Origin of the sequence: Escherichia sp. MR (genome assembly GCF_005280595.1) — a bacterium.
Classification (GTDB): domain Bacteria; phylum Pseudomonadota; class Gammaproteobacteria; order Enterobacterales; family Enterobacteriaceae; genus Escherichia; species Escherichia ruysiae.
The window spans coordinates 1-25,886 of record NZ_SZVK01000042.1 but is presented as its reverse complement, the minus strand read 5'-3'; the positions used below and the strand labels follow the sequence as shown (position 1 = coordinate 25,886).

Below are 25,886 nucleotides of genomic sequence, written 5' to 3'. Positions count from 1 at the left end.
TTATTGCCCAAAAACCATTTATTTTCTGTTGCTATGCCAGTCCTCCCTGGTGGTGATTATGATCTCTGGGTCTTTGCCTGTGGCGCTTTGGGTGAGTGCGGCAACCAGCTCTCTTATTTCATCTTCACTTTGAGTACTGATAAGCCCAAAGGTGTTCGTTCCCAGCTCATGGATATTTCCGTCATCATCCGTCATGGTCAGTAAAAAACCGTCGCGTGTCAGAAAGTTATTTAACTCATTAATTTCAGTTAATGTGTCTTCATGCAACATGACAGTAATGACATAACGGACAAGATCGCCACCAGCCATAATTCACCTCTTTGTTATCACGTGATTTTTTAGCATAGTCGGAGAAACGCGTTGTCGACAGGTTTATGGTGATTCCCCCAATGATTGGGGGAATATCTCTATAAGTGGGAAAGGTAAGCGTAAATTTTTTGCGTATCGTCATGGGAGCACAGACGAGTTCCTTGATTGAGCGTGGCGGCGCTGCCCGCAGCGACCCCAAAACGAACCATCTCTGCAAGAGAGGCATTTTCTGCCAGCTTCAGCGTCATCGCGCCGACCATGCTGTCACCTGCACCGACGGTACTCTGGCTTTTCACCGGTGGTGGCACAACCTGAATGCAGTTTTCGCTGTCCACCCCCAGCGCGCCCTGCGGGCCAAGGGAAACGACAACCCGTTTGGCCTTGCCGCTATTAACGATTTCCTGCGCGGCTTTGCGTACATCATCAGGCTGGGTGAGTTCGCGGTTAACCAGTGCGCTTAGCTCTTTCTGGTTAGGTTTAACCAGTTCAATGTTGCCAATGGCCAGGGCTGCACTTAAAGCCTCGCCAGAACTGTCGACGATGCAGCGAATCCCTTGTCTTTGCGCAGCTGAAATAAGCTGAGTTAATTTTTCCAGCTTCACACCTGGGGGCAGGCTTCCGCTTATGACCAGAATGGCTCCAGATTCAATTTCCAGAACTTGCTCTTCAAGTTGACGAAATTCATCGTCACTTAATGTCGCGCCAGGCATGACAAATCGGTACTGTTCACCTGTAGACTCCACATGTACGTGCAGATTCTGGCGGGTCCAGTCTTTTGCTTCGACAGTCGCAACCGGGACATTTTCATCAGACAGCAGTGAAACCAGATGTTCGCCAGTCGCTCCGCCAGCCGGGAAGATTGCCGTGGCGCTCCCACCAAGGTGGGCAATGGCGCGGGCGACGTTAATACCGCCGCCACCGGGCTCGAACACCGGTGCGGTACAACGCAGTTTTCCTTCGGGATAAATTTGCGGGGTAATTGTTGCGCTATCGAGAGAGGGCGCAAGTGTCAACGTATAGATACGTACCATCATTTCCTCCTATAGGCTGATTTCAGTCTGGCACTGAATCAGTGGAAAGTGAAGAAATTAACAATATGATTTATTGGATATTTATATGAAATTAATAAGATGAAGATATATAAATAAATATTTGTTTTCATAATGTGCTTATTCAAAAAATGAAATAAGAAGTCGTTGCTAAGTTTTTCACTCCTTTTTATAATTTGTCACCTTTCCAGGGACGCTACTCTTTGATCCTTAAGAAAGTTTCCGGGACCGCGATGGTCTCTTTTTTTGTTGTACGGACTTTTAATAAATGAAGCTTTTAAAGACAGTTCCTGCCATCGTTATGTTGGCGGGGGGTATGTTTGCGTCTCTGAATGCAGCTGCCGATGATTCCGTTTTTACTGTCATGGACGATCCTGCCAGCGCCAAAAAACCTTTTGAAGGTAATCTGAATGCAGGCTACCTTGCACAATCAGGTAACACGAAAAGTTCTTCACTAACGGCTGATACCACTATGACCTGGTATGGGCATTCTACTGCCTGGTCGCTGTGGGGGAATGCCAGTAATACTTCTTCTAACGATGAGCGTTCTTCGGAAAAATATGCGGCGGGCGGGCGTAGCCGTTTTAATTTAACTGACTATGACTATTTATTTGGTCAGGCAAGCTGGCTGACAGACCGCTATAACGGTTATCGCGAACGCGATGTGTTGACTGCGGGTTATGGTCGCCAGTTTTTGAATGGCCCGGTACACAGCTTCCGCTTTGAATTCGGTCCTAGCGTGCGTTACGACAAATATACCGACAATTCCAGTAAAACCCAGCCGCTGGGTTATGCTTCAGGGGCTTACGCGTGGCAGTTGACCGACAACGCGAAAATTACCCAGGGTGTTTCCGTCTTTGGCGCAGAAGATACGACACTGAACTCGGAAAGCGCGTTAAATGTGGCTATTAATGAACATTTCGGTCTGAAGGTGACGTACAACGTTACATGGAACTCTGAACCGCCTGAATCGGCTCCAGAACATACCGATCGCCGAACAACGTTATCGCTGGGATATAAAATGTAATTACTGCCGGGCCGCGACGAGCGGTCTGGCTTTTTCGTTAGCTAATAGCGTTCTACCATTCAACCCCAAATCATTGCCGCCCAACGCAGTAACAGCATAGCGCCACAAATAGCCAGTAGCACCACCACCATCTTCCAGTGTTTTTTGTCAAAACGTTTTGTCGGCATGTGTTTTCCTGCGTATTTCGAGTGGTCAATATCCGAGTGTAACAAAATGGGCAGGCGTTGCCTGTATTGATTTATATCATTTCGATCATGATGATTGCCGCTTTGCCCGATAACAAATACCGTGTAAACTGCCAGACGGTATTATCAGAAAGTGGGTGTAGGTCTGGCATCGCTAATCAGCATGTTGTGACATATTTCGCAGAGTGAAGCGGGAATCAGCCCAAACCTTTTTGGTAAATTTCATATGAATCTTTGTATGTGATCTTGCGTATGGGTCACCACTGCAAATAAGGATATAACATGCCTGTTATTACTCTTCCTGATGGCAGCCAACGCCATTACGACCACGCTGTCAGTCCCATGGATGTTGCGCTGGACATTGGTCCAGGTCTGGCGAAAGCCTGTATCGCAGGGCGCGTAAATGGTGAGCTGGTTGATGCTTGCGATCTGATTGAAAACGACGCACAACTGTCGATCATTACCGCAAAAGACGAAGAAGGTCTGGAGATCATTCGTCACTCCTGCGCGCACCTGTTAGGGCACGCGATTAAACAACTTTGGCCGCATACCAAAATGGCAATCGGCCCGGTTATTGACAACGGTTTCTATTACGACGTTGATCTTGACCGCACGTTAACCCAGGAAGATGTCGAAGCACTCGAGAAGCGGATGCATGAGCTTGCTGAGAAAAACTACGACGTCATTAAGAAGAAAGTCAGCTGGCACGAAGCGCGTGAAACGTTTGTTAAACGCGGCGAGAGCTATAAAGTCTCCATCCTGGACGAAAATATTGCCCATGATGACCAGCCAGGCCTCTATTTCCATGAAGAATATGTCGATATGTGCCGTGGTCCGCACGTACCGAATATGCGTTTCTGCCATCATTTCAAACTGATGAAAACGGCAGGCGCTTACTGGCGCGGCGACAGCAACAACAAAATGTTGCAGCGTATTTACGGTACTGCGTGGGCAGATAAAAAAGCCCTCAACGCTTACCTGCAGCGCCTGGAAGAAGCCGCTAAACGCGATCACCGTAAAATCGGTAAGCAGCTTGACCTGTATCATATGCAGGAAGAAGCACCGGGTATGGTATTCTGGCACAACGACGGCTGGACAATCTTCCGCGAACTGGAAGTATTCGTTCGTTCTAAACTGAAAGAGTACCAGTATCAGGAAGTAAAAGGTCCGTTCATGATGGACCGCGTCCTGTGGGAAAAAACCGGTCACTGGGACAACTACAAAGATGCGATGTTCACCACGTCTTCAGAGAACCGTGAATACTGCATTAAGCCGATGAACTGCCCGGGTCACGTACAAATTTTCAACCAGGGGCTGAAGTCGTATCGCGATCTGCCGCTGCGTATGGCCGAGTTCGGTAGCTGCCATCGTAACGAGCCGTCAGGTTCTCTGCATGGCCTGATGCGTGTACGTGGTTTTACCCAGGATGACGCGCATATCTTCTGTACTGAAGAACAAATTCGCGATGAAGTTAACGGATGTATCCGTTTAGTCTATGATATGTACAGCACTTTTGGCTTCGAAAAAATCGTGGTCAAACTTTCCACTCGTCCTGAAAAACGTATTGGCAGCGACGAAATGTGGGATCGTGCTGAGGCGGATCTGGCGGTTGCGCTGGAAGAAAACAACATCCCGTTTGAATATCAACTGGGTGAAGGCGCTTTCTACGGTCCGAAAATTGAATTTACCCTGTATGACTGCCTCGATCGTGCATGGCAGTGCGGTACAGTACAGCTGGACTTCTCCTTGCCGTCTCGTCTGAGCGCCTCCTATGTAGGCGAAGACAACGAGCGTAAGGTTCCGGTAATGATTCACCGCGCAATTCTGGGGTCAATGGAACGTTTCATTGGTATCCTGACCGAAGAGTTCGCTGGTTTCTTCCCGACCTGGCTTGCGCCAGTGCAGGTTGTTATCATGAACATTACCGATTCTCAGTCTGAATACGTTAACGAATTGACGCAAAAACTATCAAATGCGGGCATTCGTGTTAAAGCAGACTTGAGAAATGAGAAGATTGGCTTTAAAATCCGCGAGCACACTTTGCGTCGCGTCCCATATATGCTGGTCTGTGGTGATAAAGAGGTGGAATCTGGCAAAGTTGCCGTTCGCACCCGCCGTGGTAAAGACCTGGGAAGCATGGACGTAAATGAAGTGATCGAGAAGCTGCAACAAGAGATTCGCAGCCGCAGTCTTAAACAATTGGAGGAATAAGGTATTAAAGGCGGAAAACGAGTTCAAACGGCGCGCCCTAACCGTATCAATGGCGAAATTCGCGCCCAGGAAGTTCGCTTAACAGGTCTGGAAGGCGAGCAGCTTGGTATTGTGAGTCTGAGAGAAGCTCTGGAGAAAGCAGAAGAAGCCGGAGTAGACTTAGTCGAGATCAGCCCTAACGCCGAGCCGCCGGTTTGTCGTATCATGGATTACGGCAAATTCCTCTATGAAAAGAGCAAGTCTTCTAAGGAACAGAAGAAAAAGCAAAAAGTTATCCAGGTTAAGGAAATCAAATTCCGTCCTGGTACAGATGAAGGCGACTATCAGGTAAAACTCCGCAGCCTGATTCGCTTTCTGGAAGAGGGTGACAAAGCCAAAATCACACTGCGTTTCCGTGGTCGTGAGATGGCGCACCAGCAAATCGGTATGGAAGTGCTTAATCGCGTGAAAGACGATTTGCAAGAACTGGCAGTGGTCGAATCCTTCCCAACGAAGATCGAAGGCCGCCAGATGATCATGGTGCTCGCTCCTAAGAAGAAACAGTAAGGCCATCAAGTAATCATTCCTGTGAGCTTCGGCTCACAGGGTGATTCGCCTTTGTTTCTGTTTATCAACAATGCGAAGTGGAAGTTATTAAAATGCCAAAAATTAAGACCGTACGCGGTGCTGCTAAGCGCTTCAAAAAAACCGGTAAAGGTGGTTTTAAGCACAAGCACGCTAACCTGCGTCACATTCTGACCAAAAAAGCGACCAAACGTAAACGTCACCTGCGTCCGAAAGCCATGGTTTCCAAAGGCGATCTGGGTCTGGTAATCGCGTGCCTGCCGTACGCATAAGCCGTTAACGTTTTTAACTTTTTAATTAGAATATAGATACAGGAGAGCACATATGGCTCGCGTAAAACGTGGTGTTATTGCACGCGCACGTCACAAGAAAATTTTGAAACAAGCTAAAGGTTACTACGGTGCGCGTTCTCGCGTATACCGCGTTGCCTTCCAGGCTGTTATCAAAGCTGGTCAGTATGCTTACCGTGACCGTCGTCAACGTAAGCGTCAGTTCCGTCAACTGTGGATTGCGCGTATCAACGCAGCAGCACGTCAGAACGGTATTTCTTACAGCAAATTCATCAATGGCCTGAAAAAAGCCTCTGTTGAAATCGACCGTAAGATCCTGGCTGATATCGCTGTATTCGACAAAGTAGCGTTCACCGCTCTGGTTGAAAAAGCGAAAGCAGCTCTGGCATAAGCCAGTTGGAAGAGGGAGCTAGTCTCCCTCTTTTCGTTTCAACACCATCAGAACATTGACTTTTATCGTCAATGCCTTTTCAATAAAGGTCTTTTGAAGAGTACCAAAAGGTAACGCAAGCAATGAATGCTGCTATTTTCCGCTTCTTTTTTTACTTTAGCACCTGACACCAGGAGGCTAGCGCGTGAGAAGAGAAACGGAAAACAGCGCCTGAAAGCCTCCCAGTGGAGGCTTTTTTTGTATGCGCGTTTTGAAGAATAAAAAGCTTGTCTCATCAGGCGTAATTATCGCCGCCATTCTGGACACGGACATTGCGGAGAAACCGGAGCGTACTTTTCAGTACGTGAGGCTTTCGAGCACTGCCCAGGACAAAATGGCAAGTAAAATAGCCTGATGGGATAGGCTCTAAGTCCAACGAACCAGTGTCACCACTGACACAATGAGGAAAACCATGTCACATCTCGCAGAACTGGTTGCCAGTGCGAAGGCGGCCATTAGCCAGGCGTCAGATGTTGCCGCGTTAGACAATGTGCGCGTCGAATATTTGGGTAAAAAAGGGCACTTAACCCTTCAGATGACGACCCTGCGTGAACTGCCGCCAGAAGAACGCCCGGCAGCCGGTGCGGTTATCAACGAAGCGAAAGAGCAGGTGCAGCAGGCGTTGAATGCGCGTAAAGCCGAACTGGAAAGCGCGGCGCTGAATGCGCGCCTGGCGGCGGAAACTATTGATGTCTCCCTGCCTGGTCGCCGTATTGAAAACGGCGGTCTGCATCCGGTGACTCGGACCATCGACCGTATCGAAAGTTTCTTCGGTGAGCTTGGCTTTACCGTGGCAACCGGGCCGGAAATCGAAGATGATTATCATAACTTCGATGCTCTGAACATTCCTGGTCACCACCCGGCGCGCGCTGACCACGACACTTTCTGGTTTGATGCAACCCGCCTGCTGCGTACCCAGACGTCTGGCGTACAGATCCGTACCATGAAAGCTCAGCAGCCGCCGATTCGTATCATCGCGCCTGGACGTGTTTATCGTAACGACTACGACCAGACCCACACGCCGATGTTCCATCAGATGGAAGGCCTGATTGTTGATACCAATATCAGCTTCACCAACCTGAAAGGCACGCTGCACGATTTCCTGCGTAACTTCTTTGAAGAAGATTTGCAGATTCGTTTCCGTCCTTCTTATTTCCCGTTCACCGAACCGTCTGCAGAAGTTGACGTCATGGGTAAAAACGGCAAATGGCTGGAAGTGCTGGGTTGTGGGATGGTGCATCCGAACGTGCTGCGTAACGTTGGTATCGACCCGGAAGTTTACTCTGGTTTCGCCTTCGGGATGGGGATGGAGCGTCTGACCATGTTGCGTTATGGCGTCACCGACCTGCGTTCATTCTTCGAAAACGATCTGCGTTTCCTCAAACAGTTTAAATAAGGCAGGAATAGATTATGAAATTCAGTGAACTGTGGTTACGCGAATGGGTGAACCCGGCGATTGATAGCGACGCGCTGGCGAATCAAATCACCATGGCGGGTCTGGAAGTTGACGGTGTAGAACCGGTTGCCGGTAGCTTCCACGGCGTGGTTGTTGGTGAAGTGGTTGAGTGTGCCCAGCATCCGAATGCGGACAAACTGCGTGTGACCAAAGTTAATGTCGGCGGCGATCGTCTGCTTGATATCGTCTGCGGTGCGCCAAACTGCCGCCAGGGCCTGCGTGTGGCGGTAGCGACCATTGGTGCTGTACTGCCGGGCGATTTCAAAATTAAAGCGGCGAAACTGCGTGGCGAACCGTCTGAAGGGATGCTGTGCTCCTTCTCTGAGCTGGGTATTTCTGACGATCACAACGGCATTATCGAACTGCCAGCGGATGCGCCAATTGGCACCGACATCCGCGAATACCTGAAACTTGATGATAACACCATCGAAATCAGCGTTACGCCAAACCGTGCCGACTGCTTAGGCATCATTGGTGTTGCGCGTGACGTAGCTGTGCTGAATCAACTACCGCTGATTGAACCGGAAATCGTTCCGGTTGGTGCGACCATCGACGACACGCTGCCGATTGCAGTAGAAGCGCCGGAAGCCTGCCCGCGTTATCTTGGCCGCGTTGTAAAAGGTATTAACGTTAAAGCGCCAACCCCGCTGTGGATGAAAGAAAAACTGCGTCGCTGCGGTATTCGTTCCATTGATGCGGTAGTTGACGTGACCAACTATGTGCTGCTCGAACTGGGTCAACCGATGCACGCTTTCGATAAAGATCGTATTGAAGGCGGCATTGTGGTGCGGATGGCGAAAGAGGGTGAAACGCTGGTGTTGCTTGACGGTACTGAAGCGAAGCTGAATGCAGACACCCTGGTCATTGCCGATCACAACAAGGCGCTGGCGATGGGCGGCATCTTCGGTGGCGAACACTCTGGCGTAAATGAAGAAACGCAAAACGTCCTGCTGGAATGTGCTTTCTTCAGCCCGCTGTCTATCACCGGTCGTGCTCGTCGTCATGGTCTGCATACCGATGCGTCTCATCGTTACGAGCGTGGTGTTGATCCGGCACTGCAGCACAAAGCGATGGAACGTGCGACCCGTCTGCTGATTGACATCTGTGGCGGTGAAGCTGGTCCGGTAATCGATATTACCAACGAAGCAACGTTGCCGAAGCGCGCGACCATCACTTTGCGTCGCAGCAAACTGGATCGCCTGATTGGTCATCATATTGCTGATGAACAGGTGGCTGACATCCTGCGTCGTCTCGGTTGTGAAGTGACCGAAGGCAAGGACGAGTGGCAGGCAGTTGCGCCGAGCTGGCGTTTCGACATGGAGATTGAAGAAGATCTGGTCGAAGAAGTGGCGCGTGTTTACGGCTACAACAACATCCCGGATGAGCCGGTACAGGCAAGCCTGATTATGGGCACTCACCGTGAAGCTGACTTGTCACTCAAGCGCGTGAAAACGCTGCTCAACGACAAAGGCTATCAGGAAGTGATCACCTATAGCTTCGTTGATCCGAAAGTCCAGCAGATGATCCATCCAGGCGTTGAAGCCTTGCTGCTGCCTAGCCCGATTTCCGTTGAAATGTCGGCAATGCGTCTTTCTCTGTGGACTGGCCTGCTGGCAACCGTGGTGTACAACCAGAACCGTCAGCAAAACCGCGTGCGCATTTTTGAAAGCGGTCTGCGTTTCGTACCAGATACTCAGGCACCGTTGGGCATTCGTCAGGATCTGATGTTAGCTGGTGTGATTTGCGGTAACCGTTACGAAGAGCACTGGAACCTGGCAAAAGAGACCGTTGATTTCTATGATTTGAAAGGCGATCTTGAATCCGTACTCGACCTGACCGGTAAACTGGCTGACGTTGAGTTCCGTGCAGAAGCGAATCCGGCACTGCATCCGGGACAATCCGCAGCGATTTATCTGAAAGGTGAACGTATTGGTTTTGTTGGGGTTGTTCATCCTGAACTGGAACGTAAACTGGATCTTAACGGTCGCACTCTGGTGTTCGAACTGGAGTGGAACAAGCTCGCAGACCGCGTGGTGCCTCAGGCGCGCGAGATTTCTCGCTTCCCGGCGAACCGTCGTGACATCGCCGTTGTGGTCGCAGAAAACGTTCCTGCTGCGGATATTTTATCCGAATGTAAGAAAGTTGGCGTAAATCAGGTAGTTGGCGTAAACTTATTTGACGTGTACCGTGGTAAGGGTGTTGCGGAGGGGTATAAGAGCCTCGCCATTAGCCTGATCCTGCAAGATACCAGCCGTACACTTGAAGAAGAGGAGATTGCCGCTACCGTCGCCAAATGTGTAGAGGCATTAAAAGAGCGATTCCAGGCATCATTGAGGGATTGAACCTATGGCGCTTACAAAAGCTGAAATGTCAGAATATCTGTTTGATAAGCTTGGGCTTAGCAAGCGGGATGCCAAAGAACTGGTTGAACTGTTTTTCGAAGAGATCCGTCGCGCTCTGGAGAACGGCGAACAGGTGAAACTCTCTGGTTTTGGTAACTTCGATCTGCGTGATAAGAATCAACGCCCGGGACGTAACCCGAAAACGGGCGAAGATATTCCCATTACAGCACGGCGCGTGGTGACCTTCAGACCCGGACAGAAGTTAAAAAGCCGTGTCGAAAACGCTTCGCCCAAAGACGAGTAATCTGATCTAACTAAAAAGGCCGCTCTGCGGCCTTTTTTCTTTTCACTACTGGCGAGTCACCGTAAAATCAACGAAATGACTCTTCAGCAGAACGGATACCATGCTGACACTTGCCCGCCAACAACAGCGACAAAATGTACGCTGGTTATTTAGCCTGTCAATATTAATGCTGCTGGCGCTTCTTTTAAGCCTTTGTGCTGGTGAACAATGGATCTCGCCAACTGACTGGTTTACTCCACGAGGCGAGCTTTTTGTCTGGCAAATACGTCTTCCACGCACGCTGGCTGTATTGCTGGTTGGTGCTGCGCTGGCGTTATCCGGCGCAGTAATGCAGGCGCTATTTGAAAACCCGCTTGCAGAACCAGGGTTACTCGGCGTCTCTAATGGTGCAGGTGTAGGGCTTATCGCCGCTGTATTGCTGGGGCAAGGGCAATTACCTGAGTGGGCGCTGGGGCTTTGTGCCATTGCTGGTGCACTCATTATCACTTTAATTCTCCTGCGTTTTGCCCGCCGTCATCTTTCGACCAGCCGATTATTGCTGGCGGGAGTTGCATTAGGGATTATCTGTAGCGCATTAATGACGTGGGCCATTTACTTTTCCACATCGGTTGATTTGCGCCAGTTAATGTACTGGATGATGGGCGGCTTTGGCGGTGTTGACTGGCGGCAAAGCTGGCTGATGGTGGCGTTGATCCCGGTATTGTTGTGGATTTGCTGTCAGTCCAGACCGATGAATATGTTAGCTCTTGGCGAGGTCTCGGCGCGACAGCTGGGGTTGCCTCTTTGGTTCTGGCGCAATGTGCTGGTAGCAGCGACCGGCTGGATGGTCGGCGTCAGTGTGGCGCTTGCTGGTGCTATTGGATTTATTGGTCTGGTGATCCCACATATTCTGCGGCTGTGTGGGTTAACCGATCACCGTGTTTTACTTCCTGGCTGTGCTCTGGCAGGCGCTACGGCATTGCTACTCGCCGATATTGTCGCTCGTCTGGCACTGATTTCCGCCGAGCTGCCAATTGGTGTAGTCACCGCTACGTTGGGCGCACCGGTGTTTATCTGGCTATTGTTAAAAGCAGGACGTTAGCCGCAAAAAGACGGTCTATGATTAAAAGCTAAGATTTTTACTGACCACATCCAGGAGACACGATGCAAGATTCCATTCTGACCACTGTAGTGAAGGATATCGACGGTGAAGTGACCACGCTGGAGAAATATGCCGGTAATGTACTGTTGATTGTCAATGTCGCCTCAAAGTGTGGCTTAACGCCGCAATATGAGCAGCTGGAGAATATTCAGAAAGCCTGGGCCGATCGTGGTTTTGTCGTGCTGGGATTCCCGTGTAACCAGTTTCTGGAGCAAGAACCGGGCAGCGATGAAGAGATTAAAACTTACTGCACCACCACCTGGGGGGTGACGTTCCCGATGTTCAGTAAGATTGAGGTCAATGGCGAAGGTCGCCATCCGCTGTATCAAAAACTGATTGCCGCAGCGCCGACCGCAGTCGCGCCGGAAGAAAGCGGATTCTATGCGCGCATGGTCAGCAAAGGTCGTGCACCGCTGTACCCTGATGATATTTTGTGGAATTTTGAGAAATTCCTGGTAGGCAGAGATGGCAAAGTCATCCAGCGTTTTTCCCCGGATATGACGCCGGAAGATCCCATTGTGATGGAAAGTATTAAACTGGCGTTGGCAAAATAATGTCTATTGTGATGCAGTTGCAGGATGTAGCGGAATCAACCCGCCTGGGGCCGCTTTCGGGTGAGGTTCGGGCAGGGGAGATCCTGCATCTGGTGGGGCCGAACGGCGCGGGTAAGAGTACCTTGCTGGCGCGAATGGCCGGAATGACCGGCGGTAAGGGAAGCATTCAGTTCGCGGGGCAACCACTGGAAGTATGGTCCGCAACAAAACTCGCGCTGCATCGCGCCTATCTTTCACAGCAACAAACACCGCCATTTGCTATGCCGGTCTGGCATTACCTGACCCTGCATCAGCATGATAAAACGCGTAGCGACCTGTTAAACGATGTCGCCGGGGCGCTGGCTCTTGATGACAAACTCGGACGCAGCACTAATCAACTTTCCGGCGGTGAATGGCAACGTGTACGTCTTGCTGCGGTAGTGCTGCAAATCACACCACAAGCCAATCCCGCAGGCCAATTACTGCTTCTTGATGAGCCGATGAACAGCCTTGACGTTGCGCAACAAAGTGCGTTAGACAAAATTCTGAGCGCGCTGTGCCAGCAAGGGCTAGCGATTGTGATGAGCAGTCACGATCTCAATCACACATTGCGTCACGCGCATCGGGCATGGCTGCTAAAAGGTGGAAAATTATTGGCCAGTGGACGCAGGGAGGACGTTCTGACACCGCCGAACCTGGCGCAGGCCTATGGGATGAATTTCCGCCGTCTGGACATTGAAGGTCACAGAATGCTGATTTCGACAGCCTGATAACAATAGCATCTTGAAAATCGGGTAATTTCGACGCTAAATTAATGCAAGAATAAAAAACAGAGGATTCGTACGGAATGCGTTTCTGCCTTATTTTAATCACAGCACTGTTTCTGGTCGGGTGTAGCCACCATAAAGCGCCGCCACCAAACGCCAGACTTTCTGACTCTATTACCGTGATTGCTGGTTTGAACGATCAACTACAAAGCTGGCATGGTACACCTTATCGTTATGGTGGTATGAGTCGTCGCGGGGTTGACTGCTCAGGCTTTGTGGTCGTAACGATGCGCGATCGTTTCGATTTGCAGTTGCCGCGTGAAACAAAGCAACAGGCCTCTATCGGTACTCAAATTGATAAAGACGAGTTGCTGCCAGGCGATCTGGTTTTCTTCAAAACCGGCTCTGGGCAAAATGGTTTACATGTGGGTATTTATGATACCAACAACCAATTTATTCACGCCTCTACCAGTAAAGGGGTGATGCGCTCTTCCCTTGATAATGTCTACTGGCAGAAAAATTTCTGGCAAGCGAGACGAATCTAGTATGTCGAAAAGGACGGTGATGATACATCACCGTCCTTTTACTTCTGAATACCGTAGTATTTTTCAGACAAAAATTCCGTAAATGGAATATTCGTTTATAATTAGAATAATCTAAAAAAGGACCCATGAAAAAGTGGTTAACAAGGAACAAATGAAAGTTATCCCTTCTGTTTTTTTTATACTTTATGGCCTCATCCTTTTTAGCCGGATTTGTAAAAATATTTCTGGAGAAGGGCGATTACCATGAAGATTTTACTGGATAATGTTTATCATTCTGATTGCTATTTCCTGCCGATAAGAGATAGCCGGCAAAATCTTGTTGGGGTTGAAATAATAACCCATTTCTCCAGTGAAGACGGTATGGTTCGCATCCCGACGACGCGGGTTATGGCGCAGCTTTCTGAGGAACAGCATTGGCAGCTATTTGCCGAGCAGTTAGAATTACTTAAATCATGCCAACATTTTTTTATTCAACACAAAATTTTTGCATGGATTAATTTAACGCCACAAGTAGCAAAATTATTATTAGGTGCTAATAATTACGCAGACCAACTATTAAAATTTCCTTTTATTGAATTGCGGATTAATGAAAATTATCCACAACTTAATGAGGGGAAAGATAATTGTAATCTCTTGCGCTTATCTCAAATTTGTCCATTGGTGTTGGGGGATTTAGGTGCGGGTAACAGCACCATGAAAGCAATATTTGATGGTCTTTTCACTCGAGTTATGTTGGATAAAGGCTTTGTTCAGCAACAAATAGCTAATACATCCTTCGCACCATTTATTCGTGCTATTCATACGCAAATTTCGCCTTGTTGCAGCTATATCATTGCGGCAGGTATCGATACCCCAGGAATGTTGGCGCGAATCACACCGTATGGTTTTCATGCCCTACAAGGATGCTTATGGCCTGCAGTTCCCGTAAGTCAGGTAACAACGCTGGTTCAGCGATAACCCTTTTGTTTGCTGGTGTTTAAGATGAGGGTAACCGTCTACACTATCAGACAGGAGGATCTATGACCCTGTCTTTTATTACCCGCTGGCGCGATGAATTGCCAGCAACCTATACAGCACTTTCCCCCACGCCTTTAAATAACGCCCGGCTGATCTGGCATAATGCAGAACTGGCTAACACGCTGGGTATTCCCTCGTCGCTGTTTGAAAGTGGCGCCGGCGTGTGGGGGGGAGAAACATTACTACCTGGCATGTCGCCACTGGCGCAGGTCTACAGCGGTCATCAGTTTGGCGTCTGGGCGGGCCAGTTGGGTGACGGGCGTGGCATTCTTCTCGGTGAGCAACAACTCGCCGATGGCACAACAATGGACTGGCATCTGAAAGGAGCGGGGCTGACGCCTTATTCGCGAATGGGCGATGGACGGGCGGTATTGCGCTCTACGATTCGTGAAAGTCTCGCCAGTGAGGCGATGCATTATCTGGGCATTCCTACGACGCGCGCTTTAAGCATTGTTACCAGCGATACGCCAGTTTATCGGGAAACGGTAGAATCAGGCGCGATGTTAATGCGCGTGGCACAAAGCCATCTGCGATTTGGTCACTTCGAACACTTTTACTATTGCCGCGAGCCGGAAAAGGTTCGCCAGTTGGCTGACTTTGCCATCCGACATTACTGGTCACATCTTCAGGATGATGAGGATAAATACCGTCTCTGGTTTACCGATGTTGTCGCACGTACCGCGTCGTTAATGGCTCACTGGCAGACAGTCGGTTTTGCTCATGGTGTTATGAACACTGACAACATGTCGATTCTTGGCCTGACCCTCGATTACGGGCCGTTCGGCTTCCTCGATGATTACGAGCCTGGCTTTATCTGTAACCACTCGGATCATCAGGGGCGTTATAGTTTTGATAATCAGCCTGCCGTCGCGTTGTGGAATTTACAGCGTCTGGCACAGACATTGTCGCCATTTATTTCTGTGGATGCGCTCAATACGGCGCTGGACAGCTATCAACAGGTTTTGTTGACGCATTACGGACAACGTATGCGGCAGAAGCTGGGCTTTATGACGGAGCAGAAAGAGGATAACGCGCTGCTGAATGAATTATTCAGTCTGATGGCGCGTGAGCGCAGCGACTATACCCGTACATTCCGCATCCTTAGCCTGGTTGAACAGCGCAGTCCGGCATCGCCACTGCGTGATGAGTTTATTGATCGTGCGGCATTTGATGACTGGTTTGCCCGTTATCGGGCGCGTTTGCAGCAAGATAACGTCACCGACAGCGAACGTCAGCAACTGATGCAAAGCGTCAATCCGGCGCTGGTGTTGCGCAACTGGCTGGCACAACGAGCCATTGAGGCGGCGGAACAGGGCGATATGACGGAATTACACCGCCTGCATGAGGCGTTGCGAAATCCTTTCAGCGACAGAGATGATGATTATGTCAGCCGCCCACCGGACTGGGGCAAACGACTGGAAGTCAGCTGTTCGAGTTAAACGCTACTTTGTCAGCAGCAGCTTGCCAGCCTGTGTTTTACGGAGCAGATATTCTTGTCCGTCATGATCAATGATCAGTTTGCCATCCGGACCTAACAGTGTCTGGCTGGCAATCCGTCGAACAGGCTGTGGGGAAGAGATCTTCTGATTTGCATCCGTTTTAGGCGTGAGTCTGCTGCTGTCCGTATAGCTCATAAAAACTAATAATAATTGATATAACAATGATTCTTATTATCAATACAATCTTGCGCCAGGGCAAGTAATAATTCATTGATAAGACAAGATATTGAGTAGAAATGCCCATTCCCGACGGAATGGGCACGCATTCAGAAGCGGGTATCTACCGCAGAGGCGAGTTTTTCGACCAGGTGTTCAGTATCTTCCCAGCCTAAACATGGATCGGTAATTGACTGACCGTAGGTGAGTGGCTGACTGCTAACAATTTTTTGTGTACCTTCACGCAGGAAACTTTCCGCCATAATTCCGGCAATCGCCGTAGAGCCATTGCGGATTTGCTGGCAAATATCCTCACAAACTTCTAACTGACGGCGGTGCTGCTTCTGACAGTTGCCGTGGCTGAAATCCACCACCAGATGTTCTGGCAAATCAAACTCGTGCAATGTATCGCAGGCGGCGGCGATATCATCGGCATGATAATTTGGTTTTTTGCCACCACGCATAATAATGTGCCCATACGGGTTGCCACTGGTCTGGTAGATGGTCATCTGGCCGTTCTTGTCTGGCGAGAGGAACATATGGCTGGCGCGCGCCGCGCGAATCGCGTCCACGGCAATACGCGTGTTGCCATCAGTACCATTTTTAAAGCCTACAGGGCATGAGAGCGCGGACGCCATTTCGCGGTGGATCTGGCTTTCTGTAGTGCGTGCGCCAATCGCGCCCCAGCTAATTAAGTCGGCAATAAACTGACCGGTCACCATATCGAGAAATTCGGTCGCGGTGGGGACGCCCAGCTCATTTACCTGTAACAGTAACTTACGCGCCAGTTCGAGGCCGTGATTTACGCGATAGCTGCCGTTTAAATCCGGGTCGGAAATTAATCCTTTCCAGCCGACAACGGTTCGTGGTTTTTCAAAATAGGTGCGCATTACGATTTCCAGCCGTGACTGGTACTGGTTGCGCAGTGCCTGCAGACGGGTGGCGTACTCCATTGCAGCGGTAAGATCGTGGATCGAGCAGGGGCCAATAATGACCAACAGTCGCTTGTCTTCACCATTCAGTATTTTTTCAATTCTACGGCGGGAATCGGTGACATGGCTGGCGACGCCAGGCGTTACGGGATACCGTAGCGCGAGTTCGGCGGGCGTTACCAGACTCTCGATACGCGCAGTACGGAGTTCGTCAGTTCTGTTCATTACAAGTCTCAGAAATTTGTTGCTTCAACGGCAGGGATGCCAAGAAGTGATGCGCATCACGATAAACCAATCCCTGCTGATTTCAAGTGCGAGGCAGGCAACACTTCGCTCAATTGACGGCATAATAACAAAAAAACGAACCTTTATACTAGTTCCCTAGTACATTCGGCGACTAAGACCCATGATATCGAGGATCTTGGTGGCAATCTCTTCTACCGAATAATTGGTACTGTTGATCCACGGGATCTGATTTTTACGGTACAACGCTTCTACTTCCGCGACTTCCATCCGGCACTGACGAAGCGAGGCATAGCGGCTGTTTTCCCGACGTTCTTCACGAATAGCCGCCAGACGCTCTGGGTCGATGGTCAGCCCGAACAGTTTATGCTGTAGCGGTTTGAGCGACGTGGGTAGCACCAGGTTGTCCATATCGTCGGCAATAAAGGGGTAGTTTGCCGCGCGGATACCAAACTGCATCGCCAGATACAGACTGGTGGGAGTTTTACCGCAGCGAGAAACGCCGAGCAGGATCACCTGTGCCTGATCCAGATTGCGCAACGAAATACCGTCATCGTGGGCGAGGGTGTAATCAATCGCCGCAATACGTGCATCATATTTATTCAGATTATTGGGATTCAGGCCGTGAGTACGGTGAGCAATCGGCGTTGGGTCCAGTTTCATCTCTTGTTGTAGCGGGGCAACCAGCGCCTGAACGATATCCTGGCAAAAGCCTTCACTTTGCAAAATGATGGCGCGAATTTCCGGCAACACGATGGAGTAGAAGACCAGCGGGCGCACACCTGTCTGCTGATAAATCGCGTCTATTTGGTCTTTCACCGCCCGTGCACGGCTCTCATTTTCGACAAACGGCAGCGTAATGCTGCTGATAGTAACAGGAAATTGCGACATCACTGCGTGTCCTAATACCTCCGCAGTTATTGCCGTACCATCAGAAATATAAAAAACGTGGCGATCAACAGCATTATCCATTTTGTTCTTCCTGTGATGCAGACATAATTCTATGAAAGCATAAATTAAAAATGCACAGAAGCGTAGAACGTTATGCCGGGTTTATAAAATGAACCTTCAATTTTATTTTTTATGAAAACAGCATTTCATTTTTCGGTTTCGTTTATACCGATGGTTTATGTGGGAATTATCGAAGATAACAGATTTGCGCAACGCTGGGATCAGTCTTAAAAAGTAAAAAAATATATTTGCTTGAACGATTCACCGTTTTTTTCATCCGGTTAAATATGCAAAGATAAATGCGCAGAAATGTGTTTCTCAAACCGTTCATTTATCACAAAAGGATTGTTCGATGTCCAACAATGGCTCGTCACCGCTGGTGCTTTGGTATAACCAACTCGGCATGAATGATGTAGACAGGGTTGGGGGCAAAAATGCCTCCCTGGGTGAAATGATTACTAACCTTTCCGGAATGGGCGTTTCCGTTCCGAATGGTTTCGCCACAACCGCCGATGCGTTTAACCAGTTTCTGGATCAAAGCGGCGTAAACCAGCGCATTTATGAACTGCTGGATAAAACGGATATTGACGATGTTACCCAGCTTGCGAAAGCAGGTGCGCAAATCCGCCAGTGGATTATCGACACTCCCTTCCAGCCTGAGCTGGAAAACGCCATCCGCGAAGCCTATGCACAGCTTTCCGCCGATGACGAAAACGCCTCTTTTGCGGTGCGCTCCTCCGCCACCGCAGAAGACATGCCGGACGCCTCCTTCGCCGGTCAGCAGGAAACCTTCCTCAACGTTCAGGGTTTTGACGCCGTACTGGTGGCAGTGAAGCATGTCTTTGCTTCCCTGTTTAACGATCGCGCCATCTCTTATCGCGTTCACCAGGGGTACGATCACCGTGGCGTCGCGCTCTCCGCCGGTGTTCAGCGGATGGTGCGTTCCGACCTCGCGTCCTCTGGCGTGATGTTCTCCATTGATACCGAATCCGGTTTCGACCAGGTGGTGTTTATCACTTCCGCATGGGGGCTCGGCGAGATGGTTGTGCAGGGCGCGGTTAACCCGGATGAATTTTACGTGCATAAACCGACGCTGGCGGCGAATCGCCCGGCTATCGTGCGCCGTACCATGGGGTCGAAAAAAATCCGCATGGTCTACGCGCCGACCCAGGAACACGGTAAACAAGTTAAAATTGAAGACGTACCGCAGGAACAACGTGACATCTTCTCGCTGACCAATGAAGAAGTGCAGGAGCTGGCAAAACAGGCCGTACAAATTGAGAAACACTACGGTCGCCCGATGGATATTGAGTGGGCGAAAGACGGCCACACCGGCAAACTGTTTATTGTGCAGGCGCGTCCGGAAACCGTGCGTTCACGCGGCCAGGTCATGGAACGTTATACGCTGCATTCACAGGGCAAGATTATCGCCGAAGGCCGTGCTATCGGTCATCGCATTGGCGCGGGGCCGGTGAAAGTCATTCATGACATCAGCGAAATGAACCGCATCGAACCAGGTGACGTGCTGGTCACTGACATGACCGACCCGGACTGGGAACCGATCATGAAGAAAGCATCAGCCATCGTCACCAACCGTGGCGGTCGTACCTGTCACGCGGCGATCATCGCACGCGAACTGGGTATTCCGGCGGTGGTTGGCTGCGGCGATGCGACCGAACGGATGAAAGACGGTGAGAATGTCACTGTTTCTTGTGCTGAAGGCGATACCGGTTACGTTTATGCCGAGTTGCTGGAATTTAGCGTGAAAAGCTCCAGCGTGGAAACCATGCCGGATCTGCCGCTGAAAGTGATGATGAACGTCGGTAACCCGGATCGTGCGTTTGACTTCGCCTGCTTGCCAAATGAAGGCGTAGGTCTGGCGCGCCTGGAATTTATCATCAACCGCATGATTGGCGTTCACCCGCGTGCACTGCTTGAGTTTGACGACCAGGAACCGCAGCTGCAAAACGAAATCCGCGAGATGATGAAAGGCTTTGATTCTCCGCGTGAATTTTACGTTGGTCGTCTGACTGAAGGGATCGCGACGCTGGGCGCAGCGTTTTATCCGAAGCGCGTTATTGTCCGTCTCTCTGATTTTAAATCCAACGAATATGCTAACCTGGTCGGTGGCGAACGTTACGAGCCGCATGAAGAGAACCCGATGCTGGGCTTCCGTGGCGCCGGTCGCTACGTTTCTGATAGCTTCCGCGACTGCTTCGCGCTGGAGTGTGAAGCGGTGAAACGTGTGCGCAACGACATGGGGTTAACCAACGTTGAGATCATGATCCCGTTCGTGCGTACCGTTGACCAGGCGAAAGCGGTGGTTGAAGAACTGGCGCGTCAGGGACTGAAACGTGGTGAGAACGGTCTGAAGATCATCATGATGTGTGAAATTCCGTCCAACGCCTTGCTGGCAGAACAGTTCCTCGAATATTTCGACGGCTTCTCTATCGGCTCAAACGACATGACGCAGCTGACGCTTGGCCTGGATCGTGACTCCGGCGTGGTGTCTGAACTGTTCGATGAGCGCAACGATGCCGTGAAAGCACTGTTGTCGATGGCAATCCGTACCGCGAAGAAACAGGGCAAATACGTCGGGATTTGCGGTCAGGGGCCATCTGACCACGAAGACTTTGCAGCATGGTTGATGGAAGAGGGAATCGACAGCCTGTCTCTGAACCCAGACACTGTAGTGCAAACCTGGTTAAGTCTGGCTGAACTGAAGAAATAAAATATAGCCCCGGCGGCATATTGTCGCCGGGGCTAGCTATTCGCGGATACGAATCTTATTCAGTAATTCCGCAATGACCCTCGCTTAATCGCTGAATAATATCTTTCCTGAGTAAAAATTTTTGTATTTTACCGGATGCAGTGCGGGGTAATTTTTCAGTTATCACGATATGTTCAGGGTATTTATATTTCGCGACCCGTTTACGGCTAAAAAATGCTACCACATCTTCCAGAGATAATGAATGATGTGGCGATTTTAATACAATATAAGCACACGAGCGTTCGCCTAAGCGTTCATCGGGCATCGCAACCACGCAGGCATCATGAATTTTGGGATGCTGCAACAATATATCTTCCACTTCACGGCTGCTAATATTCTCGCCGCCACGGACAATAATATCTTTCTTACGTCCGGTTATTTTTATATAGCCAGCCTCATCCATGCGGTAGAGATCACCGCTGTAATACCAGCCTTCTTCATCCAGCGCGCGGGCGGTTAATTCAGGTTCATCAAAATAACCCATAAACACATTGGGGCCACGCGAGGCCTCTTCACCTTCACAACCGGCCGGTAAGGTCTTGCGTGCGTCATCGACGACTTTGATTTCCACGCCAGCGGTAGCGTAACCATCGGTATGCATAAAGCGTGACAACGGATCGTCGAGATTCACCACCGCGTGCGGCGAGCTTTCTGTGGAGCCATAAACACTTAACAATTTAATGCCGCGCTGTTGGCATTCACGCGCCACTTTTTTTGGGATCGTGGTGCCACCGCAAAGGAAGAAACGCAGCGCAGAAAGATCTGCGGGCTGTTTCTCCAGTAAATTCAAAAGGTCATAGACAAACGGCGTTGCGCCGAGCATACAGGTGCAACGTTGTTGCTCAAGTAGCGAGAGACAGGCTTCAGGGGTGAAAATATCTAACAATACGCTCCGTGCGCCTACCAAAAACGGCGCCGTTACGCCATGCAGAAAACCTGTCGCATGACCCAGCGGCGCAGGCATCATAAAAACATCCTGCCATGTCAGATTCAGCCGCGCACAATATGCCCGCTCGCTGGCGAGAATATTATTATGTGTCAGCATCACGCCCTTTGGCATACCTTCAGTTCCGGAGGTAAACAGCACTGCCGCTAATTCATCGCCGTGAACCGATATCGACGTCGTCAGCGGGGTATTATCGGTAATAATCTGGCGTAACGAGAGAGACGATGTGGCGGGAGCCAGTTTGTCCACGCCGACAATTTGTTGCAGATGTGGAAGCTGATTTTGCAGCGGCAGGATTAACTCTACCGGACGCGTTTGTTTAAACAACGTCGGGGCAAAAAACATTTTGACCTGGCACTTATTGAGCACCCACACCAGTTCCGCTTCTCGCCAGGAAGGTAACAGCGGCACGGATACCGCACCGGTTTTCAGGCAGGCAAGATAGATAACGGTAAATTCACACCAGCCCGGCAGTTGAAATGCGACGCGATCGCCGGCTTCAATACCGTTCGCCAGCATCCAGCTTGCCAGACAGCTCGCGGCCTGATCGAGCACGCTATAGGTGTACGATGCACCATGATTATCGACCACAGCTATTTTGTCAGGCATCGCTCGCACAGTTTGCTGCCAGTAGTCAGCCAGCGAAGCATCACCCCATAACCCTTGCTGCCGATAGACAGCACGACGCTGCGCGTTAAACGTTAATGTTACTTTCATTTTGGACTCTCGAAACAAAACGTCAGGCCCGACGTACAGGCCTGTGGGATGCGTGATTAACCGTAGCGGAAATCAATACCGAAAGTGCCAGCAGGGTATTGCCATTGTTCGAGGATAGTGTTGCCGCAAAGCACCCGACAGGTTCCGCATTCGAGACAACCGGCAGAATCAAAATGAATATTTCCTGCGTCATCCTGCTTATAAAGTCCGGCCGGGCAGGCTTTCATTAATTTACGAAATTCATTGATATCGGGATTTGCCGCCAGAATGATGTGCGGATGTCCCTCATCAACATGGAATTTATTGACGCCTAATTTGACGTCAACATTAACCGTAGAATTCTGGCTCATAGTGCGGTTGCTCCCTTAATGCCATCTTTAAGCAAGTTGACCAGCCCAATTTTCTTCGCATGTCCCATGATCATCTTGCGTACCGGCTGGTTAAGTTTACCGTCGATGGTGAACATATCGTTCATGATGTCAGCGACCATTCGTGGGTATTGGCTAAACAGGCGCGGGTTTTCCATCAGCGCCGGGATTTTACGAAAATGCTGCATATCGCGCATGACGCAACTCTGTTCCAGCTCACGTTTGTATTGCGCCAGGCTGCTGGTGGAGAAATCCGCGCGTTCTTTGGCGGCAATCACCGTTGTGGCAGCAGCCTGTGCCGACGCGATGGCTAAATCCATTCCGCGAACCGTAAAGCCAAGATTGAGGCAGAAACCGGCGGCGTCACCGACGATCATCACACCATCGTTAACCAGTTGCGGCACCATCGCCAGACCACCTTCCGGCACCATATGCGCGGAATATTCAAGCAGTTTGCCACCGCTAATCAGCGGACGTATGGCGGGGTGCTGTTTAAAATCTTCCAGCATTTGCGGCACGCTTTTTTGCGCATGGGCGATATCACCCAATCCGCAGACCAAACCCAACGATACGGAATCGTTGTTGGTATAGAGGAATCCACCGCCCATAAGGCCGTCAGAAGGGGAACCGGCAAACAGCCAGGCGGCACCTTCATTGCCGGTGGCGTTAAAGCGATCGTTGATTTGTTCTGGCGTGAGGCCAATGACCTCTTTAACACCAACAGCGTAATGATGCGGATCGGAGGCGGGAACCATGCCCAGCGAACGACCAAGTATTGAGTTAACGCCATCGGCCAGAATCACCACATTGGCTTCGAGAATATCATCCCCGGCCTGGACGCCAGTGACCTTGTTTCCCTCACGAACCAGGGCATCGACGCGAACGCCCGGGATAAACTGCGCACCCGCCTGTTCTGCTTGTTCCATCAGCCACGGATCGAGGCTGTTGCGCAATACGGTATAAGACGCTTGCTGCGGGGCATCCGGTTGCTCACGGTGAAAATCGAGGGTAACGGCGCTTTCTTCGGTTAAGAAAGAGATTTTCTCGCGTGTGACCTTGCGTTCAACCGGTGCAGATGCAGCAAAGCCGGGAATAATAGCCTCAAGCGTGTGGGCATAAAGACGCCCGCCAGTCATATTTTTGCATCCGGCGCTATCGCCACGTTCTATTACCAGGACATCCAGCCCGGCTCGCGCCATCACCAGTGCGGCAACGCCCGCACCGACCACAATGGCATCAAATTTGTCATCCGACATGCGTTATGCTCCCTTCCCGCTGCGTTTACAGCGGGAGATGTGGTTGAAAGGGGAATTAGCGGCTCAACTGGCTAATCAGGGCGGGGACGACTTTGTAGATATCGCCCACCAGACCGTAGTCGGCATAGTTAAAGATTGGCGCGTTTTTATCTTTATTGATGGCGACAATCACTTTTGCGCCGTTGCCGCCGACCATATGCTGGATCTGCCCGGAAATCCCCAGCGTCAGGTAGAGATCGGATTTCAGCAACACGCCGGAGACGCCGATATAACGTTCACGTTCCATCCAGTTCTCGCCTTCGGCAATCGGGCGTGAGCAGCCGACTTCAGCATTCAGCGCCGCCGCCAGTTCGTGAACCATTTTCAGGTCATCCTGCGCCGCCAGACCGCGACCGACGCCGACCACGCGTTTTGCTTTACTCAGATCCACACTGCTTGCCGCTTTCGCACGGCGTTCGCGACAGAGAATTTCATGACGCGGGGCAACGTAAGGCACCGTTTCAATCGGGCATTGATGAGAAGCATTGCTCGTGCACGGTTCCTGAACACCGGGCGCAAGGGTAATTATCGCCAGCGGGCTGGTGATCTTTTCCTGAGCGAACGCTAGCCCGCCATACATACGGTGTTCGGCGCAAATGTGACCATCGACAATATCCACCGCCGTGGCATCGTTCACCAGCGCCGCATTCAGTTGCACACTTAACCGTGCTGCCAGAGCTTTACCGCGTTTCGTCGCGGCCATCAGCAACATAGCGGGGTGTTTATCTTTAAGCAGGGCAGCAATGCTTTCAGCGTAATTTTCAGTGCGTTGCAGCGCATCGTTTTGCTCAAGAACATAAATACATTTTGGGCCATAAGGCATAACCGCCTGCGCCTGGTCGGCATTTTGCACAATGGCATACACCTGTTGCCCCCATTGCTGCGCACCGCCAAACAGTTCAGCATAACGATCAGGGTTATCGCTAAAGACCCAGACGCTGTTTAATTGACTCATCGTTTCTTCTCCGTTGGCTTTAGTTCAGGGCTTTCTTCAGGTGTTCCGCCAGCTCGGCAATCGCTTCCGGCGAATCGTTATCGAGAATGATGTGTTTACGTTCTGTTTGCGGCGGTACGCGAATGCCGGTCAGTTCAGCAAGTGGCGTGGTCTGGCTCCAGCCGATGTCACTCGCCTGCCACTGGTTCACCGGTTTTTTGCCTGCACCGAGAATGGCTTTCATGGAGGGGATACGTGGAACGTTGATATCAGACGTGACGCAAAGTACGGCGGGAAGCGAGAGTTCAATAACTTCAACTTCCTCTTCGAGTGTGCGTTCAACCACCAATGTATCGCCCTGACGCGCAATGGCACTCTCTGCATTAATCACCGGAAGTTGCAAGATTTCCCCTACCAGCAGACCGACCTGCTGGGCATAGAGATCGCCGGAACCTTCGCCAAAGATCAGTAAATCAAAGCCGATTTTTTCTGCTGCGGTTGCCAGCGCCTTTGCGGTATCGACGGGCAGCGCGTGTTCAAGTTGGGCATCCTGCACCATATACAGGCTGTGTGGCCCGCGTGATAACACGTCTTTGCGCACCTTCGAGTTCTGCAATAACGAACCGCCAACGGTCAGCGCGGCTATCTCATCGTCATCTGTTGCAAGCTGGCTTGCAGCTTCAAGGGCATTGAGATCGAACTGGCTGATTTTTGCGTCGGCATTGTCGAAATTAAGGGTGTATTCGGGAGTGACAACAATGTCCTGTTCTTCAGGCACCAGCTTAAAGCAGGTTATTATTTTCATGATTTCTCCTGTGGGTCGCATACGGGGTGATGCTGCCAACTTACTGATTTAGTGTATGATGGTGTTTTTGAGGTGCTCCAGTGGCTTCTGTTTCTATCAG

Annotated in this window: 27 protein-coding genes and 1 other annotated feature; of the genes, 16 read left to right on the top strand and 11 right to left on the bottom strand. The window is 50.5% G+C overall.

Annotated elements, in window-relative coordinates; all coding sequences use genetic code 11:
* Window positions 1-18: 18 nt before the first annotated feature.
* Together ghoS and pfkB are read right to left on the bottom strand one after the other, a co-directional pair.
* Window positions 19-309: a type V toxin-antitoxin system endoribonuclease antitoxin GhoS gene (gene ghoS, locus FC814_RS16705; protein WP_137326203.1), complete on the bottom strand. Its 291-nt coding sequence runs from the start codon at window positions 307-309 to the stop codon at window positions 19-21.
* A 98-nt stretch (window positions 310-407) separates the two neighbouring features.
* The gene (pfkB, locus tag FC814_RS16700; protein ID WP_000251748.1) at window positions 408-1,340 is read right to left on the bottom strand and encodes a 6-phosphofructokinase II; all 933 of its coding nucleotides are present in this window, start codon (window positions 1,338-1,340) and stop codon (window positions 408-410) included.
* Window positions 1,341-1,626: 286 nt separating this feature from the next.
* On the opposite strand from pfkB, the gene FC814_RS16695 reads away from it, so the two are divergent.
* Window positions 1,627-2,385, top strand: coding sequence for a YdiY family protein (locus tag FC814_RS16695; protein WP_137326202.1), 759 nt, complete (start codon window positions 1,627-1,629; stop codon window positions 2,383-2,385).
* Between the two features lie 59 nt (window positions 2,386-2,444).
* On the opposite strand, the gene yniD is transcribed toward FC814_RS16695, so the two are convergent.
* Complete coding sequence (gene yniD / locus FC814_RS16690; RefSeq protein ID WP_001142445.1) at window positions 2,445-2,552, bottom strand: small membrane protein YniD; 108 nt, start codon at window positions 2,550-2,552, stop codon at window positions 2,445-2,447.
* Window positions 2,553-2,852: 300 nt separating this feature from the next.
* Between yniD and thrS the strand changes: the two genes are divergently transcribed.
* From thrS to selO, 14 genes are all read left to right on the top strand, one after another.
* Entirely contained in the window at window positions 2,853-4,781 is a 1,929-nt protein-coding gene (gene thrS / locus FC814_RS16685) for a threonine--tRNA ligase (RefSeq protein ID WP_001144207.1), read from the top strand.
* Window positions 4,782-4,784: 3 nt separating this feature from the next.
* The gene (gene infC, locus FC814_RS16680) at window positions 4,785-5,327 is read left to right on the top strand and encodes a translation initiation factor IF-3 (protein WP_001700733.1); all 543 of its coding nucleotides are present in this window, start codon (window positions 4,785-4,787) and stop codon (window positions 5,325-5,327) included.
* A 92-nt stretch (window positions 5,328-5,419) separates the two neighbouring features.
* Window positions 5,420-5,617, top strand: coding sequence for a 50S ribosomal protein L35 (gene rpmI, locus FC814_RS16675; protein WP_001124225.1), 198 nt, complete (start codon window positions 5,420-5,422; stop codon window positions 5,615-5,617).
* A 52-nt stretch (window positions 5,618-5,669) separates the two neighbouring features.
* Window positions 5,670-6,026 carry a 50S ribosomal protein L20 gene (gene rplT / locus FC814_RS16670; protein WP_000124850.1) on the top strand — a complete coding sequence of 119 codons (357 nt, stop codon included), beginning with the start codon at window positions 5,670-5,672 and terminating at the stop codon, window positions 6,024-6,026.
* Between the two features lie 116 nt (window positions 6,027-6,142).
* Window positions 6,143-6,267: a sequence feature (Phe leader region), on the top strand.
* On the top strand, window positions 6,149-6,193 hold the full coding sequence (gene pheM, locus FC814_RS16665) for a pheST operon leader peptide PheM (protein WP_001386830.1): 45 nt from the start codon (window positions 6,149-6,151) through the stop codon (window positions 6,191-6,193). Its footprint overlaps the feature before it by 45 nt.
* 210 nt (window positions 6,268-6,477) lie before the next feature.
* A complete protein-coding gene (gene pheS / locus FC814_RS16660; protein WP_000018588.1) occupies window positions 6,478-7,461 on the top strand; it encodes a phenylalanine--tRNA ligase subunit alpha in 984 nt (327 codons plus the stop codon).
* A gap of 14 nt (window positions 7,462-7,475) precedes the next feature.
* Window positions 7,476-9,863 carry a phenylalanine--tRNA ligase subunit beta gene (gene pheT, locus FC814_RS16655; RefSeq protein ID WP_105280413.1) on the top strand — a complete coding sequence of 796 codons (2,388 nt, stop codon included), beginning with the start codon at window positions 7,476-7,478 and terminating at the stop codon, window positions 9,861-9,863.
* A 4-nt stretch (window positions 9,864-9,867) separates the two neighbouring features.
* Window positions 9,868-10,167, top strand: coding sequence for an integration host factor subunit alpha (ihfA, locus tag FC814_RS16650; RefSeq protein ID WP_001229265.1), 300 nt, complete (start codon window positions 9,868-9,870; stop codon window positions 10,165-10,167).
* 100 nt (window positions 10,168-10,267) lie between these two features.
* Window positions 10,268-11,248, top strand: a complete 981-nt coding sequence (gene btuC / locus FC814_RS16645) for a vitamin B12 ABC transporter permease BtuC (RefSeq protein ID WP_000956541.1) — start codon at window positions 10,268-10,270, stop codon at window positions 11,246-11,248.
* A 62-nt stretch (window positions 11,249-11,310) separates the two neighbouring features.
* On the top strand, window positions 11,311-11,862 hold the full coding sequence (btuE, locus tag FC814_RS16640; protein WP_001154183.1) for a bifunctional thioredoxin/glutathione peroxidase: 552 nt from the start codon (window positions 11,311-11,313) through the stop codon (window positions 11,860-11,862).
* Entirely contained in the window at window positions 11,862-12,611 is a 750-nt protein-coding gene (btuD, locus tag FC814_RS16635; protein ID WP_000029447.1) for a vitamin B12 ABC transporter ATP-binding protein BtuD, read from the top strand. Before btuE ends, btuD begins: the two co-directional genes overlap by 1 nt.
* Before the next feature lie 77 nt (window positions 12,612-12,688).
* The gene (locus FC814_RS16630) at window positions 12,689-13,153 is read left to right on the top strand and encodes a C40 family peptidase (protein WP_001209788.1); all 465 of its coding nucleotides are present in this window, start codon (window positions 12,689-12,691) and stop codon (window positions 13,151-13,153) included.
* A gap of 243 nt (window positions 13,154-13,396) precedes the next feature.
* On the top strand, window positions 13,397-14,110 hold the full coding sequence (locus FC814_RS16625) for an EAL domain-containing protein (protein ID WP_024165138.1): 714 nt from the start codon (window positions 13,397-13,399) through the stop codon (window positions 14,108-14,110).
* A gap of 62 nt (window positions 14,111-14,172) precedes the next feature.
* The gene (gene selO / locus FC814_RS16620; RefSeq protein WP_137326201.1) at window positions 14,173-15,609 is read left to right on the top strand and encodes a protein adenylyltransferase SelO; all 1,437 of its coding nucleotides are present in this window, start codon (window positions 14,173-14,175) and stop codon (window positions 15,607-15,609) included.
* 3 nt (window positions 15,610-15,612) lie between these two features.
* Here selO and hemP read toward each other — a convergent pair whose 3' ends face one another.
* From hemP to ppsR, 3 genes are all read right to left on the bottom strand, one after another.
* The gene (hemP, locus tag FC814_RS16615) at window positions 15,613-15,804 is read right to left on the bottom strand and encodes a hemin uptake protein HemP (RefSeq protein WP_010345977.1); all 192 of its coding nucleotides are present in this window, start codon (window positions 15,802-15,804) and stop codon (window positions 15,613-15,615) included.
* A 131-nt stretch (window positions 15,805-15,935) separates the two neighbouring features.
* Window positions 15,936-16,982: a 3-deoxy-7-phosphoheptulonate synthase AroH gene (aroH, locus tag FC814_RS16610; RefSeq protein ID WP_001082212.1), complete on the bottom strand. Its 1,047-nt coding sequence runs from the start codon at window positions 16,980-16,982 to the stop codon at window positions 15,936-15,938.
* Window positions 16,983-17,138: 156 nt separating this feature from the next.
* Window positions 17,139-17,972, bottom strand: coding sequence for a posphoenolpyruvate synthetase regulatory kinase/phosphorylase PpsR (gene ppsR / locus FC814_RS16605; RefSeq protein ID WP_000368057.1), 834 nt, complete (start codon window positions 17,970-17,972; stop codon window positions 17,139-17,141).
* A 331-nt stretch (window positions 17,973-18,303) separates the two neighbouring features.
* Between ppsR and ppsA the strand changes: the two genes are divergently transcribed.
* Window positions 18,304-20,682, top strand: coding sequence for a phosphoenolpyruvate synthase (gene ppsA, locus FC814_RS16600; RefSeq protein ID WP_000069383.1), 2,379 nt, complete (start codon window positions 18,304-18,306; stop codon window positions 20,680-20,682).
* Between the two features lie 55 nt (window positions 20,683-20,737).
* On the opposite strand, the gene fadK is transcribed toward ppsA, so the two are convergent.
* The 5 genes from fadK to FC814_RS16575 are packed head-to-tail and all read right to left on the bottom strand — an operon-like array spanning window position 20,738 to window position 25,786.
* Window positions 20,738-22,384, bottom strand: coding sequence for a medium-chain fatty-acid--CoA ligase (fadK, locus tag FC814_RS16595; RefSeq protein ID WP_137326200.1), 1,647 nt, complete (start codon window positions 22,382-22,384; stop codon window positions 20,738-20,740).
* A gap of 56 nt (window positions 22,385-22,440) precedes the next feature.
* Complete coding sequence (locus FC814_RS16590) at window positions 22,441-22,734, bottom strand: ferredoxin family protein (protein ID WP_000081469.1); 294 nt, start codon at window positions 22,732-22,734, stop codon at window positions 22,441-22,443.
* On the bottom strand, window positions 22,731-24,008 hold the full coding sequence (locus tag FC814_RS16585; RefSeq protein ID WP_137326199.1) for an FAD-dependent oxidoreductase: 1,278 nt from the start codon (window positions 24,006-24,008) through the stop codon (window positions 22,731-22,733). Before FC814_RS16585 ends, FC814_RS16590 begins: the two co-directional genes overlap by 4 nt.
* Before the next feature lie 55 nt (window positions 24,009-24,063).
* Window positions 24,064-25,002 carry an electron transfer flavoprotein subunit alpha gene (locus FC814_RS16580; RefSeq protein ID WP_137326198.1) on the bottom strand — a complete coding sequence of 313 codons (939 nt, stop codon included), beginning with the start codon at window positions 25,000-25,002 and terminating at the stop codon, window positions 24,064-24,066.
* Between the two features lie 19 nt (window positions 25,003-25,021).
* Window positions 25,022-25,786 carry an electron transfer flavoprotein gene (locus tag FC814_RS16575; RefSeq protein ID WP_137326197.1) on the bottom strand — a complete coding sequence of 255 codons (765 nt, stop codon included), beginning with the start codon at window positions 25,784-25,786 and terminating at the stop codon, window positions 25,022-25,024.
* Window positions 25,787-25,886 lie beyond the last annotated feature (100 nt).

Excerpts from the sequence above, each read along its gene's own strand:
- rpmI (WP_001124225.1), top strand. The coding sequence starts at position 5,420 with ATGCCAAAAATTAAGACCGTACGCGGTGCTGCTAAGCGCTTCAAAAAA.
- btuE (WP_001154183.1), top strand. The coding sequence starts at position 11,311 with ATGCAAGATTCCATTCTGACCACTGTAGTGAAGGATATCGACGGTGAA.
- pheS (WP_000018588.1), top strand. The coding sequence starts at position 6,478 with ATGTCACATCTCGCAGAACTGGTTGCCAGTGCGAAGGCGGCCATTAGC.
- ghoS (WP_137326203.1), bottom strand. The coding sequence starts at position 309 with ATGGCTGGTGGCGATCTTGTCCGTTATGTCATTACTGTCATGTTGCAT.
- yniD (WP_001142445.1), bottom strand. The coding sequence starts at position 2,552 with ATGCCGACAAAACGTTTTGACAAAAAACACTGGAAGATGGTGGTGGTG.
- btuC (WP_000956541.1), top strand. The coding sequence starts at position 10,268 with ATGCTGACACTTGCCCGCCAACAACAGCGACAAAATGTACGCTGGTTA.
- aroH (WP_001082212.1), bottom strand. The coding sequence starts at position 16,982 with ATGAACAGAACTGACGAACTCCGTACTGCGCGTATCGAGAGTCTGGTA.
- thrS (WP_001144207.1), top strand. The coding sequence starts at position 2,853 with ATGCCTGTTATTACTCTTCCTGATGGCAGCCAACGCCATTACGACCAC.
- rplT (WP_000124850.1), top strand. The coding sequence starts at position 5,670 with ATGGCTCGCGTAAAACGTGGTGTTATTGCACGCGCACGTCACAAGAAA.
- FC814_RS16580 (WP_137326198.1), bottom strand. The coding sequence starts at position 25,002 with ATGAGTCAATTAAACAGCGTCTGGGTCTTTAGCGATAACCCTGATCGT.
- hemP (WP_010345977.1), bottom strand. The coding sequence starts at position 15,804 with ATGAGCTATACGGACAGCAGCAGACTCACGCCTAAAACGGATGCAAAT.
- FC814_RS16695 (WP_137326202.1), top strand. The coding sequence starts at position 1,627 with ATGAAGCTTTTAAAGACAGTTCCTGCCATCGTTATGTTGGCGGGGGGT.
- FC814_RS16575 (WP_137326197.1), bottom strand. The coding sequence starts at position 25,786 with ATGAAAATAATAACCTGCTTTAAGCTGGTGCCTGAAGAACAGGACATT.
- ppsR (WP_000368057.1), bottom strand. The coding sequence starts at position 17,972 with ATGGATAATGCTGTTGATCGCCACGTTTTTTATATTTCTGATGGTACG.
- fadK (WP_137326200.1), bottom strand. The coding sequence starts at position 22,384 with ATGAAAGTAACATTAACGTTTAACGCGCAGCGTCGTGCTGTCTATCGG.
- pfkB (WP_000251748.1), bottom strand. The coding sequence starts at position 1,340 with ATGGTACGTATCTATACGTTGACACTTGCGCCCTCTCTCGATAGCGCA.
- ppsA (WP_000069383.1), top strand. The coding sequence starts at position 18,304 with ATGTCCAACAATGGCTCGTCACCGCTGGTGCTTTGGTATAACCAACTC.
- pheT (WP_105280413.1), top strand. The coding sequence starts at position 7,476 with ATGAAATTCAGTGAACTGTGGTTACGCGAATGGGTGAACCCGGCGATT.
- btuD (WP_000029447.1), top strand. The coding sequence starts at position 11,862 with ATGTCTATTGTGATGCAGTTGCAGGATGTAGCGGAATCAACCCGCCTG.
- FC814_RS16625 (WP_024165138.1), top strand. The coding sequence starts at position 13,397 with ATGAAGATTTTACTGGATAATGTTTATCATTCTGATTGCTATTTCCTG.
- ihfA (WP_001229265.1), top strand. The coding sequence starts at position 9,868 with ATGGCGCTTACAAAAGCTGAAATGTCAGAATATCTGTTTGATAAGCTT.
- FC814_RS16585 (WP_137326199.1), bottom strand. The coding sequence starts at position 24,008 with ATGTCGGATGACAAATTTGATGCCATTGTGGTCGGTGCGGGCGTTGCC.
- FC814_RS16630 (WP_001209788.1), top strand. The coding sequence starts at position 12,689 with ATGCGTTTCTGCCTTATTTTAATCACAGCACTGTTTCTGGTCGGGTGT.
- FC814_RS16590 (WP_000081469.1), bottom strand. The coding sequence starts at position 22,734 with ATGAGCCAGAATTCTACGGTTAATGTTGACGTCAAATTAGGCGTCAAT.
- selO (WP_137326201.1), top strand. The coding sequence starts at position 14,173 with ATGACCCTGTCTTTTATTACCCGCTGGCGCGATGAATTGCCAGCAACC.